This is a genomic window from Enterobacter hormaechei subsp. hoffmannii, assembly GCF_001729745.1.
Taxonomy (GTDB): Bacteria; Pseudomonadota; Gammaproteobacteria; order Enterobacterales; family Enterobacteriaceae; genus Enterobacter; species Enterobacter intestinihominis.
Genome location: NZ_CP017186.1, coordinates 121,492 through 137,798 on the forward strand (window position 1 = coordinate 121,492; position 16,307 = coordinate 137,798).

Here is a 16,307-nt window from a genome sequence, read left to right on the forward strand (position 1 = left end):
TCACGTTTTCTCTGAGTAGCCGCGGTTCAGCGCCCACAGCTCGGTGTATTTGTTGAAAGTATACTGGGCATTCACTACCGCCAGTAACCAGCCCTGTTTGCCGTCCAGCACGCCGCCACGTAGCAGCAGCGTTTTCAGAAACGCGCCCAGCGTGTGGGTGAAGATGCCGGTCAGCGTGGCCTTCTTGCCGCGCGCATGCCGCTCCTGTGCCCAGGCGGTGGCATAGTTCAGCTGTTTCCGCTGGAAGCTGGCGAAATCGCGGCAGGTCAGATGAAGCAGATCGCCCGTTAGGGGGATGACCTGAGCGTTATCGCAGGCCAGAGACTCATGGACCAGGTTGTCGTTGTACTGATAACGCTCGCGGGCATAGAGGCGCATCACGCGGTCGGGGTACCAGCCGCTGTGGCGCATAAAGCGGCCCAGGAAATAGTTACGACGCGCGATACTGTAGACCGCGCCGGGCTGTGGCGCGGCAAGCACCGTTTGAATGGCCTGTCGGAGTTCCGGGGTGACGCGCTCATCGGTATCGATCATCAACACGTAATCGCCCGTGGCGTAACTCTGCGCACGCTGACGCTGAATACCGTAGCCCTGCCAGTCGGTGTCGGTAAAGACTTTTGCCCCGGCTGCACGGGCAACGTCCGCCGTATTGTCCGTACTTCCGGAATCGAGAATGACGATTTCGTCAGCCCAGGCAACAGAGGCCAGGCAATCCGGAAGCAGGTCGGCGGCGTTTTTGGCGATCATCACGACCGACAGACGCGTTGACATTAGTGGCTCCGCTGCGGCAGGTAAGGTTGCAAAAGTTGCAGCAGACGGGTCAGTGCGCCCTGGTTCTGATGCAGGACTTCAACGGCGTGACGACCGTACCACAGGCGGTAATCTTCGTCAGTCAGAAGGGTTGAGACCTCTTTGACCACCGAGTCCGCATCGGTCACGGTGATTAAGCCATCGGCTTGCTGCAATTTCGCGCAGATATCTTTGAAGTTAAACGTGTGTGGACCCATCAGCACGGGAATGGCGTGGGCTGCCGGCTCCAGCGGGTTATGACCACCGCGCTCCACCAGGCTTCCGCCAACGAAAGCAAGATCGGCGATCCCGTACAGCAGCATCAGTTCGCCCATCGTATCGCCAATCACCACCTGCGTGCTGCCAGAGGGGATTTCGCCGCTGCTGCGCAGGGTGAAGCTGAAACCGCCTTTTTGCACCATCTCCCGGGCATCTTTAAAACGCTCAGGATGGCGAGGAACCAGAATCAGCAGTAAATCAGGGAATTTTTCCAGCAGTTGGCGGTGAGCCTGAAGAATAATGGCTTCTTCGCCGTCATGGGTGCTGGTAGCAATCCAGACCTGGCGACGCGGCGCCCACTGACGACGCAGCGTTACCGCACGGGCGGCGAGTTCAGGGGTGACGGAAATATCGAACTTCAGGCTACCCGTGACCGCAAGCTGGTTGCGCTTCAGGCCGAGGGCGATAAAGCGCGCGGCATCTTCTTCGTTCTGCGCGGCGATCAGCGTAATTTTGCTGAGCAGGCGACGCATAAATTTACCCAGCTTGCCGTACCCTTTCGCCGAGCGTTCCGACAGACGCGCGTTGGCGATAACCAAAGGAATTTTACGGGCATGCAGGGCGGAAATCATATTCGGCCACAGTTCAGTTTCCATGACGATCACCAGTTTAGGGCGAACGGTATTCAGGAAACGGTTCATGGCGCAGGGGAGATCGTACGGCAGGTAGACGTGATGCACGTCTTTACCGAAGGCAGACATCACGCGCTCTGAGCCGGTTGGCGTCATCGTGGTGACGGTGATGGGCAGTGACGGATAACGATGGCGTAAGGCACGCACCAGTGGAATGGCGGCCAGCGTTTCCCCAACTGACACGGAATGCAGCAGAATACCGTCCGGCGCCACTTTATTGCGGCAGTAGCCATAGCGTTCGGCCCAGCGTTTACGGTACGCAGGCGCTTTACGGCTACGAAGCAACAGTCGCAGCCACACCAGTGGCTGAATGATGTAGAGCAGGGCGGTATACAACAATTCCAAGCGATTATCCGTTTTTTTAGTTTCGGCCGGGAAATTCTAAGCATTTAAGCGTGCTAAAGCTATCTCTTATGCCAGATACCGTTTTAAACGGAAGTAGCGTCGGCCCAGGCGCCAGCGCAAACGCGGGCTTTTGGCACTTTTCCAGATGAGCTTCCAGATCCCGGTGTCGAAGAACTCTTTGATTATCATTGATTTCTTCGCTTCATCCTTCATGTTGTCGAAGGTATGAATAATTCCCAGACCCTCTTTGGCGATTTGCCAGTGACAGGCCGGGATATTTTTCACTTTATCCGGGTAGCGCTGGTTAATGGCATCTAGCATCTTCAGGATCTTCATGTAATGGCGCGCTGAGCGAATCAGCGTGTCGTCATTATCCGGGGTGTGCGATACCGAGGCGGAGTGAATGTAGTAGTCGTAAAAGCGTTCGCTGGTGTACTGAACGCGTTCTGCAGCAAGCAGCACCTCAGTCGTCCACGGGATATCCTGATGGCGCAGGCCAGGCTCGAAACGGAAGCCGTGCTGACGAATAAAATCGTGACGATAGATATTCAGCCAGGTCACATGCAGGAACTTACGTGAATCCAGCGCCTTTTTTAACCATGCCGCGCCATTCATGACGCTCGTTGAGGCGAGCTTATCTTCAGGGAAGATAGGGCGAGACGGTTTTTTGTTATTTTCCCAGACGTAGTTGCCATTGCAGGTGGCGACATCCAGGTTCTGTGTGACGGCCATATCCAGCAGACGCTGGTACATGCCGGGTTTGAAGACATCATCAATATCCGGGAAAGAGAGATATTGGCCGGTCGCAACGGCCAGGCCGGTATTACGCGCGATGGACACGCCCTGATTAGGTTGTTCAATAACCTGCATCTGTGGCAGCTGTTCGCGCCATTTTTCGACAATCTGCATCGAGCGGTCAGTGGAGCCGTCATTCACGATGATGACTTCCATACTGTCGATATGTTGATTTACAAGGCAGGTAAAGAACTGATCGAGAAAAGCTTCACCGTTATAAACGGCAACCACCACGCTTAATAAAGGCGCTGAATTTTGCATATGAAACCTGATTATTTTTGGTTGTCGACCAAAGCAATGTATTGCTGGCAAATGGCGTTGATACCGAACGATGCGATCGTTTCGCGATCAACAACCGGCGGAGAGGCATACAGTTCTGCCAGTGTTTTCGCCAGTGATTCGTCGGTTAACGCGGTCAGACCACGCGCCAGAGGGCCAGTAAGGATCTCAGCAGGGCCGCCAGGGCAGTTTGTACTCACCGGTGGGGTCTGACAGATAATGGACTCTACCAGTACATTACCAAAACCTTCGCAGTCGGAACTTAACACTAAAAGGCGTGCACCTTTGATCCACGGATAAGGATTGGTTTCAAACGGGCGGAAGACGATCTTGTTTTCAATTCCCAGCTTAGCGGCAAGCTGTTTGAGCTGGTTAATTTTCACGTCAGAGCCTTTGCCCATCAACACCAGCGATGCGTCAATCTTGCTCATCGCAAACGCCCGCAGCAGCCGGTCGTGACGTTTGTGCTCATGAAAACGGCCAACGTGGATAATGTAATTCTGCCCCTGCATCTCAAAGGGCGCTTCCGCCAGACGCTGAATTTCAGGGATATCAAACGGGTTATGGATAACCGCTTTGCGCCGCAGGGGGATCGCGAGTACTTCAGACAGATCGTGCAGCACGGCGCCGGATACCGCCACCACGTTGCGGTTTTCATAGGTATGACGAATTTTATAATGCTTAAACCAGCGAGAAAGCCCGCTGCGATGGCGCAAATAGGAGAAGGAGAACATCCCGTGTACGCAAAACCAGACCTTATCGCGATCCAGCACGCGGCTGTGCGCCACGATACGGTCGGTTTTATGCAGATGCGAGAAGACGACGTCAAATTTACCGCTGCGTTCTGCCTGCTCAATGGCGCGATCCAGCAAACGGGCGCGACGCGGGATCTCGGTCAGCTTCCGCCAGGGTTTTTTACAGGTATCCTGCACGACCTGAAAATCGATGCCTTCCGGAATGGCGTAGTCGCACACCTTCCGTAAGGAGAAAAGGGTGACCTGATGCCCCAGTTCTGTCAGTCCGCTGGAGAGGGTGAGAACCGTTTTTTCGGCTCCTCCACCGGGTAAACCATCAATAATCATTAGGATGCGCATTATTAATCCAGTAATTTTTGATAAAGCGAAATAAGCTGACTTGATAGTTTTTCAGGGGTTGCTTCTCTAACGCGTTCACGCGCCGCAAGCCCCATATTGTTATTTTTTTCCAGTGAAGGGATGGACATGACGGCCTCCTTCAATGTGTGGATATCAAGTGCATCACAGTAAAACCCGTTCTGGCCTTGCTCAATAAATTCTGAACCACCGCAACTCTCTGACGTAATGACGGGCAATCCACAGGCCATTGCTTCAAGTATGACGTTAGGGAAAGGATCATACAGCGTCGGCAGCAGTAAACCATCAGAAAGCTGATAAAATGGCAGCGTCTCTTTTTGCATCCCCAGGAAACGGATTTGCCCCTCACAGCCTAATGAACGGGCGAGGTCGCGATAACGGCTTTCCGCTTTATCCTGACCGACCACAACCAGCCACGCCGATGTTCCTGCTATAGCCTGAATAGCGCTTGCCAGCCCCTTGCGTTCAAACCCTGAACCCACGAAGCAGAAAATGACGGCATCAGCGGGTAAGCCAAATTGCTTACGCAGTACAGCGCGCTGCCTCTCTTCTGCCGGAACGAAGCGGCGGGAATCTATTGAATTATAAATCACATGTATCTTTTTTGCGTCAATATCAAAGTCTTCGACGATTTCGCGCTTGATCATCTCCGCATTACAGATAACGGCTTTCAACTCGGGAGCCTGGTACATTTCACGTTCGGCGTTCATCACGTAGCGGTGATAGCGATCGTGCATGAGCAGCTTCGCGCGCCAGGCGGGAAGAATACGCGTACGCTGTAGCAGCCAGCGTCGATGTACACCATCTCCGGCGCGGTAAATATCGCAGCCCGGAATACGTTCGTGGCTCTGTACAATATCAAACTGCTGTTGCTGCCACAGCGCGCGCGCGGCGTGTGCAAAGCCGCGTTCACGGCTGATGCGGCCCCACTTTCGTGGATCGCAGATATGAATATGCCAGTCGTCCTGCTTTTCGCCCTGCCACTCGCGGGTGATGACGTTGAGCTCAAGATTTTGATTGCTCAGCGCGGTGAGTGCCCTAGAGACAAAACGTTCTGCTCCCCCATCCGGCCGATATTTTTGGCGCACAATGGCCAGACGATGAAGCTTCATTGCAGGTATCTCCTTGCGGCGGAGACGACAGCATCAACGGGGATGGCGTCGAGATAACGTTCCGTCGTTTTTGTATCAATGGCGTCAGGGTTGGGAAGCGGGCCGTAGTTACCAGCCCAGATGACCTCGCCGTTAACCTGCCATGGCGACCAGAACGTCAACTTTGATGGGCCAAACAGCGCCACGCAGGGCGTCTGAAGGGCGGCGGCCATGTGCATGGGGACGGAGTCAACGCCAATGAACAGGGCTGCGTGATCGATAAGCGAGGCCAGCTGGCGCAGGGTTAACTGCCCTGCCAGCGATACAACACCCGTCTGCGGGGAGGCGGCAAGAATGCGGTCAATCATCGCCAGCTCTTTCTTATCCGGTCCCGCCGTAAGGACGATAGTGTGGCCGTCCTGCTGCAATGCGGCGATAGTTTGCGCCATTTTGCCTTCGTCCCAGCACTTAAAGAACCAGCGTGAAGTGGGTTGAATAACGATATAGCGTTCCCCCACGCCCTTTTGTGTCAGCTTGTGATGAGCATGGTTCCAGTCATCCGCGCTGTAAGCCATGGTGACGGCGGGTCTGGCGGCAACGGGTAATGGTTTCAGTATGGACAGGTTTTGTTCAACGGTATGCAGGTTCTGATGGCTGGCGACCGAGACCAGTTCACTGTGACAAAAACGCCAGAAGGCATTATTGCGCTTGTTAAAAGCGAACCCGAGCCGAACCGGTGCGCCGGTGAAGCGGGTAACCAGCGCGCTGCGCCACTGATCGGCAAGATTGATCACCAGATGATAATGCTGAGCGCGTAAAGCACGAAGCAACTGCCACTCTTTTTGCAGGTGCTTTAGCGTCCCCAACTGCTTCCATTTACGATCGATACCATAGATCGTACCGATTGCCGGATGCGCGGCGAGCATGTCTCGCGTCTCTTCATAGAGAAGCACGTCGATTTGGGCTTCAGGCCATTTCTGGCGCAATGAATTGATGACGGGGGTGGTGAGTAACATGTCACCATGATGGCGAAGTTTAATCAGTAAAATGCGCAAATCAGGCGTGTCAGGTAAGTTATTCATCATCATCTTATCGGCGTTGTACTGTTGGCAATTCTAATAGACCTGGTAACGACTTGCACTCTTTCTCCATAATGTCAGGAATTTCCCTGGAAGGGTTTACTCCTGCTTTCGGGCGTGCGTAACATAGCGCTAACTATTTTGTCTTGCGGACTCATTATGAAAAAACCAGCGTTTATCATCACGATCGATACAGAAGGGGATAATCTCTGGCAGAACCACCGGGTCATCAAAACGGAAAACGCGCGCTACCTGGCGCGGTTTCAGACGCTTTGCGAGCGTTTCGGCTTTAAGCCTGTCTGGCTCACCAATTACGAGATGGCCGTCGAACCGGTGTTCATTGAGTTCGCGAAAGAGGTCATAGCCCGGGGGCAGGGCGAGGTAGGAATGCATCTCCATGCCTGGAACAGCCCTCCGGAGCACGATCTGACCGGTGATGACTGGCGCTGGCAGCCTTATCTGATTGAGTTTTCAGACGAGGTCATGCGTGAGAAAGTGCTGTTCATGACCCGCTTACTGGAAGAGACTTTCCAGACAAAAATGCTCAGCCATCGCGCCGGGCGCTGGGCATTCGACAGCCGTTACGCCCGGTTACTGATTGAGCTGGGGTATCAGGTAGATTGTTCCGTTACGCCGCGCGTGAACTGGCGCAACGCGAAAGGTGCCCCGCAGGGTAATGGCGGAACGAATTACCAGCATTTTCCCGATCGCGCCTACTTTTTGGACGTAGACGACATTTCCCGGCCGGGAAACAGCCTTCTCCTCGAAGTGCCAATGAGCATCCAGTATAAACACCCGGCATGGCTGAATTCCCTGAAGCAGGGTTACGATCGTCTGCGCGGTAAATACCGTTCTCCGTCAGTTAACTGGTTACGCCCGGCCGGCGGTAACGCGGAGGAGATGATTAAGGTGGCGCAGCAGTGCCTGTCTCAGGGAAATGACTACGTAGAGTTCATGCTGCATTCGTCGGAATTTATGCCTGGCGGGAGCCCTACTTTTAAAGACGAGGCCGCGATTGAGGGGCTTTATCAGGATCTGGAGCAGCTCTTTACCTGGTTATCAGATAAGACCGTGGGGATGACGCTGGCGGAGTTTTACCAGTACAAAAAATAGTTATGCCCGCCAGGCGGGCATATTTGTTAATGCTGCTTTGTTTGGGTGAAAGGTGTACTTAATGCAAACAAAACCATAAAGAAGATTAAGGCTTCTGAACTGAGCAGTATGACATCCGTCAGTCCATACAAAAGCAAAAGTAGCATCGAGGTTAGCAGCAGTGCGTTTCTGTTTCGTAGGGCATACACAATCATCGAAACGAAGAAAAAGAGCATAACCGCCACGCCGGGGATCCCCTGCAATGAATATTTCTCTATAAATTCATTATGCAGGTGGACTTTGATGTACACGAGCGCGGTAGCAAGATGTGGATGACCGTCTTTTATATACTGCCGTGTCCACGTTTCACGCTCTTCAAGTGATTGCCCCAACGGATGTGCAAGACCATTCTCGATCCCGACAGTCCACATCGAAAAACGTGCGCCCAGTGACGTGCGGTCATAGCCTTGCTGATATTTCTCAACTTCAATTTGGGTTTGCGTTATTTTCGGTGCAATCAACGGTTTGTAGCTTACGACGACAATGCCGGCCACAATGCATAAAAAGATGAGAGTGGATTTGAGATGAATTTTTCTGAAATGATATAGCGTGAGCACTATCGCCAGAAGCAGATATAAACCCATCGCAGCACGGGTACCCGTCAACAGTATGACGAAGTAAGAGATTAATATAGTGAAACCCGCGACAACATACAGCTTCACGTTCTGCTGAAGGTAAAGACTGTATACGAAAGCCAGTGACAGGACAGAATAAACATAGGCTGAAACGGTGGCACGGTTAATTGCCATCTCAACGCGAGTCATACCTTGCGAGGCCTGCCACAAGCCATATCCTGTGGCGAGCACAAACCCTAAGGCCGCTGCGTAGAAGAAAAATTTCCTGAAGTTGTCTTTATCAATGTAAAACTTAAAGCGGTCAATATAGAAAATCAGGATACTCGCTAAAATTAACTTTTTGCTTGCGCCTAGATAGTCGCTGTAAAGATTGAGTCCCTCGTTATGATACTCATAGATTAAGTACCAGCCGAGGTTAAGTAACCCAATCAGCAAAATGGGCAGCGCTATAGTAAAAGGTCGAAGAGTGATTTTTTTATATTCGAAAGCCAGGCCAATAATACTGACGTAAATAGCAATATAGAAAAACTCTCTTTGCTTCCCTGAACTGACTAATGCCAGCATCAAAGAGATGAGGCTCAAAGCAATCGTCAGTTGATATAGCCGTGGTTTTATTTTTTCCATAACGCCTCAATAACCCTTTTTTTGTAGCTAAAACGAACATCGGTGGACAGGAAAAAAGACAATGTGTACATGGCCTTTACGCGTTGTTTCACGAGTTGCAATTGTTGGTCTGTAAGACAGGACCGATGGTTGCTGTAAATATCAAACCAGTGGCAATTGACAAGATGCCTGTAGCTTGACGGAAATGTTCTTTCCATCTGTAACGTGCATTCGACAAGCGTTGAAATTTTGCTGGCGTCCAGACTGCTCGACAAACTGTCGCGACGCTTGACGTAATAATAATGCCCCTGGCGTTGATAGACTATTTTGCTCGACTGCATCAACATTCCGGGGAAGACAGCGAAATCCTCATAACATAACATTGGAGGAATAGGGTTGCTCTCGTACAGGCTACGATGAATAAACTGGCCAATGAGATGCGCCTGAAAGTCTTTATGGCGTAAGAAACGAGCGACTGCTTCATGTTGTGACAATGGCACAGGGTTGAATCCCTGCCAGTCTGAAGTCATTTTCCGGGGATCGCGAATCTCAAGCAAACGTGTCAGTAACATATCCGGACGTTGCGCTTTCAGAAAGGTAATTGCGTCCCTGAGGCTGCCCGGCTTTAAGCAATCGTCACTGTCGAGCATCGTAATATATTCACCGGATGCCAGTGCGACAGCACTGTTTCGTACCCGGCCGACGTTACGAAAGTTCACGGTGCGCGTTATGATCTGAGGAAATTTAGGTGACCACTCTTCAATTATTGCCTGCGTGGTATCCTCAGAACTGTCATTAAAAATAATAATTTCAGTGTCTTGAACGGTGGCTGCCAGCAGGCTTGAAAGCGTGGCATGCAGCGTAGCTTCAGCGTTATGCGCAGCAATAATGACGCTTAAAAAAGCCATAAAAATTAGTTTCCTTGAGCGTCGGTAGCGCTAGCCAGTGAGCGGGCTTTGGGTAATGTACGGATAAACTGCTGAAGATCGTGTAACGCGGAGTCAGTGACAGAGAATAGTGCTTCCCGTTCTTGCGGGAAGTAATAGCGCGTTTCAAACACATAAGAACAAATGTTGTCGTCATTCCCGATCAGCAACACATTGCCAAGCGGACGTTGTTCATAGTGACAACACGGACCAAACAGCAGGACTACCGGAACGCCAACGGCGTCTGCGATATACACATTCCCCGAGTCAGACGCGATATAACAGTCCATCTTAGAAATGGCCCAGGGAAGCTCTTCCAGCGAAATTTTGCCAATAAGATTGATAAAATTAGGGATTTCACCGTAAAGGCGGGTGATATCGTCCATCCACGACTGTTCATTTGGCGCGCCGAAGACATAAAACTCGCAGGGTAAATCAGCGAGTTGATCAACAATCCGCTTCCAGATAACCGGAGGAACGGTTTTGGCTTTATTGCCCGCCGCAATACTGATGCCGATGCGGATAACGTCAGGTTTATCAAGAGTGGCCGGCCAGGTCGTCGGTTTAAAGAGCGGCTTTGTGGCGTGCTTGGGAGAGTCTTGCCATGTGAGTGCGCGGTCGGCCAGTTTCAGGTAGTTCGTCACCGAAAGCGTTTTTTTGCCATGCTCAACGGTACCGTCAGCCGCAAGATAGAAAATCCCGTGATACCACCTGCGCGTGTAAATGGTTAAAAATTGTTTGTTTTTAGCATTGCAGACGGCGGCAAAAAAGAGGTTCACGCTGTTGGGTTGTAGCAGGTAGACGTTGTCGTAGCGGTTCATGATCCTGCACGCGAAGCACAGTTTACGCCACAGGTTGCGCTTATGCTGCTCAATAAAATAGATCTGCTCGATAGTCTCATCATGCTTCGCCAGCGCACCAACGCTGCGACTGACCAACACATCGCTTTTTTGCAGATATGCCAGTAGAGGTGTCGCATTAATAAAGTCACCGATTTTGGCTGTCTGAATGACAAGGTTTTTGCCCGTGTCTTTTCGAAACAGCTTCCGGAGGAGTTTCACCGGAAAGAGTAAAATCAGCAGAAATACATAACTCATGGGTTAAATATCCCTGTTGGAAAGCCGATGGCTGCCCTGTAAAAATGAAAAAATAGCATCTGCGCTAATATCCTTCGTTTGTTGCGTAGGGCTGACCATCTGATGCTGGTTTTTACCGTAACCCCCGATCAACCCCGGATCGGTCGGGCCGAAAATCGTGATATTAGGACGATCCAGTGCGGCGGTTAAATGGCTTAACCCTGTATCCACAGAAACGACGGCGTTAGCACCCGCCAGCTGTGCGGCAACTTGCGCCAGCGTGAGTTTGGGTAACACCTCAACGTGGGAAAAGCCTGCTGCCAGACGTTCCGCTCGCTGTCGCTCATGTTCAGCGCCCCACGGGAGTTTAATATGGATACCGCAAGGTTGCATTAGTTCAATCAGCCTTCTCCAGTGCGTTTCCGGCCAGTGCTTATCGTCGCGCGTTGTGGCATGCAGGAACACCAGATACGGTTCGGCATGCTCCTCCGTCTCGTGCAAAAAATGCTGTGCAATAGCGTAGTCACCCTGGGCTTCAGGTTTTGCATAGCCCAGGCTTTTCGCGAACAGCTCGCGGGTACGTTCCACGGCGTGCTGCTGCTTCGCAATATGGTGGCGACGATTATAGAACAGGCTCGCCAGCGGTTCGCGGGCGGTTTGCCAGTCCATGCCGTGCTTTACGCCGTGCGCCAGACGCGTGACCAGCGCGGCGCTTTTCACCAGGCCCTGAGCGTCAATGATCGCGTCGTAATGCCGGGCCTGCACTGCTTCGCGGAAGGCTTTACGTTCGGCTTTAATCGGTGCGGAGAACCATGCTTTGCGCCAGCGGCGAATGGCCACCGGGATCACGCGGTCAACCGCTTCGTGCCAGGTGGGGATCTGCGCGAAGCCTTCTTCCACCACCCAGTCAAAACGAATGCCGGGAATGGCCCGCATCGCGTCCGTCAGTGACGGCAGCGTATGCAGCACATCGCCCATCGAAGAGGTTTTAACGATCAATACCCGCATTCGTTATCCTTCTTCGCTCAACAGAAGTTCGTTGAGCTCTTCGAGAACGCGCTGCGGCGTAATGTCGATCAGGCTCTGGTGGTAGCCTTCTGCGGCATCACCTTTACGTACCTTGTGGTAGCCGGTGATCAGGCGAATTACGCGCGCTTTGTGCGACAGCGGCGGCGTGAAGTCCGGGCTGCTCGGGCCATACAGCGCCACCAGCGGACGATCCAGCGCGGCGGCGACGTGCATCAGGCCAGAGTCGTTGCTGACAACGGCTTTACAGGCGGCAATCAAAATAACCGCCTGCTCGAGCTGCGTTTCCCCGGCCAGGTTTCGGCACCAGGCCTGTTGCTCGGTGCTGAGCGTGGCGAGAATTTCATTGCCCGCCTCGTGATCTTTCGCTGAGCCAAACAGCACAATTTGATGGCCTTCGTCGATCAGCTGTTTCGCCAGCTCTGCGTAGTGATAGTGCGGCCAGCGTTTTGCCGGACCAAACTCCGCGCCGGGGCAGAAGCCAATCATCGGGCGTTCGGACGAAATGCCAAACGCGTTGCAGGTGTGGGATTTCTCCCCGTCGCTTACCTGGAGCTGCGGCCACAGTAGCGGCTGCGGCAGATCTTTCGCGCTGCGCATCACGCCTTTGTCGTAGGCCAGCGCCACGTAGCGTTCTACCATCAGCGGCCAGGCCTCTTTATCCAGCACCCGGGCGTCGTTAAGCAGGCCGTAGCGCATTTCACCGCGCCAACCGGTACGGTGCGGGATGCCCGCAAAGAAGGGCACAAGAGCGGATTTGAAGGAGTTTGGCAGGACATATGCGCGATCATAGCGTTTCTCGCGCAGGCTATGGCCGAGTTTGCGGCGTTCACCGATTTCCAGCGCCCCGTGGCCGAGCGGCATCGGGATCGCCTCGTTCACTTCCGGCATACGCGATAACAGCGGACGGCACCATGCGGGTGCCATCACGTCGATTATCGCCTGGGGATAACGCGCCTTGAGCGTGCGATAGAGACTTTGCGACATCATCATGTCGCCCACCCAGGACGGGCCGATCACCAGTATTTTCATTCACTTCATCCTTCAAGCTGTCTCTGCGTTGGCTGCCTGCGTTCACTCCAGTCACTTACTTTTGTAAGCTCCCGGAGATTCACTTAGTTGCCGCCTTGATACCGCTCGAATGATTTTGTGAATTTATATCGCGGTCACGGTTCAGCCAGGCCATATATTCCGTTACGCCTTCGGCAACGGTCTTGAACGGCTTGTCGTAGCCTGCGGCGCGCAGGTTAGTCAGGTCCGCCTGGGTGAATGCCTGGTAGCGGCCTTTCAGCTTATCCGGGAACGGAATGTACTCGATGCTGCCTTTCTTATGGTAAGCCAGCGTCGCGTCTGCCACCGCCTGGAAGGATTCCGCGCGGCCTGTGCCCAGGTTGAAAATGCCGGACACGCCGTTTTCCAGGAACCACAGGTTCACTGCCGCCACGTCGCCTACGTAGACGAAGTCACGCTTAAAGCCGTCGCTGCCTTCGAACAGTTTCGGACTTTCGCCGTTATTTAACTGGGTGTTCAGGTGGAACGCCACGCTCGCCATGCTGCCTTTGTGGCCTTCGCGCGGTCCGTAGACGTTGAAGTAGCGGAAGCCGACAATCTGAGAGTTGGCTTCTGGGAGGATCTGACGCACGTACTCATCAAACAGGAATTTGGAGTAACCGTAAACGTTCAGCGGCTGCTCATACTCGCGGGATTCGATGAAATCTGAAGTGCGTCCACCGTAGGTTGCCGCGGAAGAGGCGTACAGGAACGGAATTTCACGCTCCAGGCAGTAGTGCAGGATCTCTTTGGAGTACTGATAGTTGTTGTCCATCATGTACTTGCCGTCCCACTCGGTGGTGGAGGAACAGGCCCCTTCGTGGAAGATGGCTTCGATCTCGCCGAACTCTTCACCCGCCATAATCTGGATAAGAAAGTCTTCTTTATCCATGTAGTCAGCGATGTTCAGATCCACCAGGTTTACGAACTTGGTGCCGTCTTTCAGGTTGTCCACCACCAGGATGTCGGTGATGCCTTTGTCATTGAGGGCCTTAACAATATTGCTGCCGATAAAGCCCGCGCCGCCGGTAACGATGATCATAACTGTAACCTTTGAAGTGTGGAGTCCGGGGAACATCCCGAACGCTAATCTCTTTATCATATCATCACAATGCCCGGTCTTCAGCCATTCACCGATATGCAGCAGGGGTACACGTGATTTATGCTGCAAAAACGAGAAGAGATACGGCGTCATCTCGTCATGAACTATTGGTTTGGGTAATATGTGCCAAAATTTGCCGAGTCTGGAGAATTGCAATGCGTGGTGATTTTTACAAACAGTTAAACAGCGACCTCGACACCGCACGTGCGGAAGGGTTGTTCAAAGAAGAGCGTATTATCACGTCTGCCCAGCAGGCGGACATCACCGTTGCCGACGGCAGCCATGTGATCAACTTTTGCGCGAACAACTATTTAGGTCTTGCGAATCACCCTGAGCTGATTGCCGCGGCGAAAAACGGCATGGATACCCACGGCTTCGGCATGGCCTCCGTTCGCTTTATCTGCGGTACCCAGGACAGCCACAAGCAGCTTGAGCAAAAGCTGGCGAACTTCCTCGGAATGGAAGACGCGATTCTGTACTCCTCCTGCTTCGACGCCAACGGCGGTCTGTTTGAGACCCTGCTCGGTGCAGAAGACGCGATTATCTCCGACGCCCTGAACCACGCCTCCATCATCGACGGTGTACGCCTGTGCAAAGCGAAGCGTTTCCGCTACGCCAACAACGACATGGTTGAGCTGGAAGCCCGCCTGAAAGAGGCCCGTGAAGCCGGTGCCCGCCACGTGCTGATCGCCACCGACGGCGTGTTCTCCATGGACGGCGTGATCGCCAACCTGAAAGGCGTGTGCGATCTGGCGGATAAATACGACGCGCTGGTAATGGTGGATGACTCTCACGCGGTTGGCTTTGTCGGCGAAAATGGCCGCGGCTCCCACGAATACTGCGACGTAATGGGCCGCGTAGATATCATCACCGGTACGCTGGGCAAAGCGCTTGGTGGCGCGTCTGGCGGCTACACTGCTGCGCGCAAAGAGGTGGTTGAGTGGCTGCGTCAGCGCTCCCGCCCGTACCTGTTCTCCAACTCCCTGGCGCCGGCGATTGTGGCCGCCTCTATTAAAGTGCTGGAGATGGTGGAATCCGGGGCTGAGCTGCGCGACCGCCTGTGGGCTAACGCCCGCCTGTTCCGTGAAAAAATGAGTGCCGCAGGATTCACCCTGGCCGGCGCTGACCATGCGATCATTCCGGTGATGCTGGGTGACGCGGTTGTCGCGCAGAAATTTGCTCGTGAGCTTCAGAAAGAAGGGATTTACGTGACCGGGTTCTTCTTCCCGGTGGTACCAAAAGGTCAGGCGCGTATCCGCACCCAGATGTCTGCGGCGCACTCGCCTGAACAAATTGAACGTGCGGTGGAAGCCTTTACCCGCATCGGCAAACAGCTGGGCGTAATTGCCTGAGGACGTGTGATGAAAGCGTTATCCAAACTGAAAGCGGAAGAAGGGATTTGGATGACCGACGTGCCGGAGCCGGAAGTCGGTCATAACGATCTGCTGATCAAAATTCGTAAAACCGCCATCTGCGGTACTGACGTTCACATCTACAACTGGGACCAGTGGTCGCAAAAAACCATTCCCGTGCCAATGGTTGTCGGCCACGAATATGTCGGCGAAGTGGTCGGCATTGGCCAGGAAGTGAAAGGCTTCAACATTGGCGACCGCGTCTCCGGTGAAGGCCACATTACCTGCGGTCACTGCCGCAACTGTCGCGGTGGGCGTACGCACCTGTGCCGCAACACCGTCGGCGTGGGCGTGAACCGTCCGGGCTGCTTCGCGGAATACCTGGTGATCCCGGCGTTTAACGCGTTCAAAATCCCGGACAATATCTCTGACGACCTGGCCTCCATCTTCGACCCGTTCGGCAACGCGGTACACACGGCGCTCTCCTTTGACCTGGTGGGTGAAGACGTGCTGGTCTCCGGCGCGGGCCCAATCGGCATTATGGCGGCAGCCGTGGCGAAGCATGTGGGTGCGCGCAACGTGGTGATCACCGACGTGAACGAATACCGCCTGTCGCTGGCGCGCAAAATGGGCGTCACCCGCGCGGTGGATGTCTCGAAAGAGAGCCTGACAGACGTGATGGAAGAGCTGGGCATGACCGAAGGTTTTGACGTGGGTCTGGAGATGTCCGGCGCGCCACCCGCGTTCCGCACCATGCTCGACACCATGAACCACGGTGGTCGTATCGCGATGCTGGGTATTCCGCCGTCAGATATGTCCATCGACTGGAACAAAGTCATCTTCAAGGGGCTATTCATTAAGGGCATCTATGGCCGCGAGATGTTTGAGACCTGGTACAAGATGGCCGCGCTGATCCAGTCTGGTCTGGATCTGTCCCCGATTATCACTCACCGTTTCTCCATCGATGAGTTCCAGCAGGGCTTTGACGCGATGCGTTCCGGCCAGTCAGGGAAAGTGATCCTGAGCTGGGATAAATAATGAAAA

General features: G+C 53.5%; 15 protein-coding genes. 3 read left to right on the plus strand and 12 right to left on the minus strand.

Annotation, left to right across the window (positions count from 1 at the left end):
- From BFV65_RS00595 to rfaQ, 6 genes are all read right to left on the minus strand, one after another.
- On the minus strand, positions 1-771 hold the full coding sequence (locus tag BFV65_RS00595) for a glycosyltransferase family 2 protein (RefSeq protein ID WP_022646623.1): 771 nt from the start codon (positions 769-771) through the stop codon (positions 1-3).
- Positions 771-2,045, minus strand: a complete 1,275-nt coding sequence (gene waaA / locus BFV65_RS00600) for a lipid IV(A) 3-deoxy-D-manno-octulosonic acid transferase (RefSeq protein ID WP_003860874.1) — start codon at positions 2,043-2,045, stop codon at positions 771-773. The genes BFV65_RS00595 and waaA overlap by 1 nt, the downstream gene beginning before the upstream one ends.
- 66 nt (positions 2,046-2,111) lie before the next feature.
- Positions 2,112-3,101, minus strand: a complete 990-nt coding sequence (locus BFV65_RS00605; protein ID WP_023299021.1) for a glycosyltransferase — start codon at positions 3,099-3,101, stop codon at positions 2,112-2,114.
- A gap of 11 nt (positions 3,102-3,112) precedes the next feature.
- Positions 3,113-4,213 (minus strand): glycosyltransferase, encoded by a 1,101-nt coding sequence (locus BFV65_RS00610; RefSeq protein WP_046621790.1) that lies wholly within the window; start codon positions 4,211-4,213, stop codon positions 3,113-3,115.
- A 2-nt stretch (positions 4,214-4,215) separates the two neighbouring features.
- Positions 4,216-5,343, minus strand: a complete 1,128-nt coding sequence (locus BFV65_RS00615) for a glycosyltransferase family 4 protein (protein WP_023299023.1) — start codon at positions 5,341-5,343, stop codon at positions 4,216-4,218.
- A complete protein-coding gene (rfaQ, locus tag BFV65_RS00620; RefSeq protein WP_081330534.1) occupies positions 5,340-6,410 on the minus strand; it encodes a putative lipopolysaccharide heptosyltransferase III in 1,071 nt (356 codons plus the stop codon). Before rfaQ ends, BFV65_RS00615 begins: the two co-directional genes overlap by 4 nt.
- Positions 6,411-6,560: 150 nt before the next feature.
- Here rfaQ and BFV65_RS00625 point away from each other — a divergent pair, with 150 nt between their 5' ends.
- A complete protein-coding gene (locus BFV65_RS00625; RefSeq protein WP_023299025.1) occupies positions 6,561-7,514 on the plus strand; it encodes a polysaccharide deacetylase family protein in 954 nt (317 codons plus the stop codon).
- 26 nt (positions 7,515-7,540) lie between these two features.
- Here the strand turns inward: BFV65_RS00625 and BFV65_RS00630 are convergent, their stop codons facing one another.
- The 6 genes from BFV65_RS00630 to rfaD form a co-directional block, all read right to left on the minus strand.
- Positions 7,541-8,752 (minus strand): O-antigen ligase family protein, encoded by a 1,212-nt coding sequence (locus tag BFV65_RS00630; protein ID WP_023299026.1) that lies wholly within the window; start codon positions 8,750-8,752, stop codon positions 7,541-7,543.
- Complete coding sequence (locus tag BFV65_RS00635) at positions 8,740-9,639, minus strand: glycosyltransferase family 2 protein (RefSeq protein ID WP_023305212.1); 900 nt, start codon at positions 9,637-9,639, stop codon at positions 8,740-8,742. The genes BFV65_RS00630 and BFV65_RS00635 overlap by 13 nt, the downstream gene beginning before the upstream one ends.
- Before the next feature lie 5 nt (positions 9,640-9,644).
- Complete coding sequence (locus BFV65_RS00640) at positions 9,645-10,754, minus strand: glycosyltransferase family 9 protein (RefSeq protein ID WP_023299027.1); 1,110 nt, start codon at positions 10,752-10,754, stop codon at positions 9,645-9,647.
- Positions 10,755-10,757: 3 nt separating this feature from the next.
- The gene (gene rfaC, locus BFV65_RS00645) at positions 10,758-11,741 is read right to left on the minus strand and encodes a lipopolysaccharide heptosyltransferase RfaC (RefSeq protein ID WP_069596130.1); all 984 of its coding nucleotides are present in this window, start codon (positions 11,739-11,741) and stop codon (positions 10,758-10,760) included.
- Between the two features lie 3 nt (positions 11,742-11,744).
- Entirely contained in the window at positions 11,745-12,791 is a 1,047-nt protein-coding gene (gene rfaF, locus BFV65_RS00650; protein ID WP_022646633.1) for an ADP-heptose--LPS heptosyltransferase RfaF, read from the minus strand.
- A gap of 79 nt (positions 12,792-12,870) precedes the next feature.
- Complete coding sequence (gene rfaD, locus BFV65_RS00655; protein ID WP_022646634.1) at positions 12,871-13,851, minus strand: ADP-glyceromanno-heptose 6-epimerase; 981 nt, start codon at positions 13,849-13,851, stop codon at positions 12,871-12,873.
- A 215-nt stretch (positions 13,852-14,066) separates the two neighbouring features.
- Between rfaD and kbl the strand changes: the two genes are divergently transcribed.
- Both kbl and tdh read left to right on the plus strand, forming a co-directional pair.
- Positions 14,067-15,263, plus strand: coding sequence for a glycine C-acetyltransferase (kbl, locus tag BFV65_RS00660; protein ID WP_015570030.1), 1,197 nt, complete (start codon positions 14,067-14,069; stop codon positions 15,261-15,263).
- 9 nt (positions 15,264-15,272) lie between these two features.
- Entirely contained in the window at positions 15,273-16,301 is a 1,029-nt protein-coding gene (tdh, locus tag BFV65_RS00665; protein WP_017383610.1) for an L-threonine 3-dehydrogenase, read from the plus strand.
- Positions 16,302-16,307 lie beyond the last annotated feature (6 nt).

Bases quoted from the DNA above. Each gene is read 5' to 3' on its own strand.
- BFV65_RS00595 (WP_022646623.1), bottom strand. From the start codon at position 771: ATGTCAACGCGTCTGTCGGTCGTGATGATCGCCAAAAACGCCGCCGAC.
- BFV65_RS00605 (WP_023299021.1), bottom strand. From the start codon at position 3,101: ATGCAAAATTCAGCGCCTTTATTAAGCGTGGTGGTTGCCGTTTATAAC.
- BFV65_RS00610 (WP_046621790.1), bottom strand. From the start codon at position 4,213: ATGCGCATCCTAATGATTATTGATGGTTTACCCGGTGGAGGAGCCGAA.
- BFV65_RS00615 (WP_023299023.1), bottom strand. From the start codon at position 5,343: ATGAAGCTTCATCGTCTGGCCATTGTGCGCCAAAAATATCGGCCGGAT.
- rfaQ (WP_081330534.1), bottom strand. From the start codon at position 6,410: ATGATGATGAATAACTTACCTGACACGCCTGATTTGCGCATTTTACTG.
- BFV65_RS00625 (WP_023299025.1), top strand. From the start codon at position 6,561: ATGAAAAAACCAGCGTTTATCATCACGATCGATACAGAAGGGGATAAT.
- BFV65_RS00630 (WP_023299026.1), bottom strand. From the start codon at position 8,752: ATGGAAAAAATAAAACCACGGCTATATCAACTGACGATTGCTTTGAGC.
- BFV65_RS00635 (WP_023305212.1), bottom strand. From the start codon at position 9,639: ATGGCTTTTTTAAGCGTCATTATTGCTGCGCATAACGCTGAAGCTACG.
- BFV65_RS00640 (WP_023299027.1), bottom strand. From the start codon at position 10,754: ATGAGTTATGTATTTCTGCTGATTTTACTCTTTCCGGTGAAACTCCTC.
- rfaC (WP_069596130.1), bottom strand. From the start codon at position 11,741: ATGCGGGTATTGATCGTTAAAACCTCTTCGATGGGCGATGTGCTGCAT.
- rfaF (WP_022646633.1), bottom strand. From the start codon at position 12,791: ATGAAAATACTGGTGATCGGCCCGTCCTGGGTGGGCGACATGATGATG.
- rfaD (WP_022646634.1), bottom strand. From the start codon at position 13,851: ATGATCATCGTTACCGGCGGCGCGGGCTTTATCGGCAGCAATATTGTT.
- kbl (WP_015570030.1), top strand. From the start codon at position 14,067: ATGCGTGGTGATTTTTACAAACAGTTAAACAGCGACCTCGACACCGCA.
- tdh (WP_017383610.1), top strand. From the start codon at position 15,273: ATGAAAGCGTTATCCAAACTGAAAGCGGAAGAAGGGATTTGGATGACC.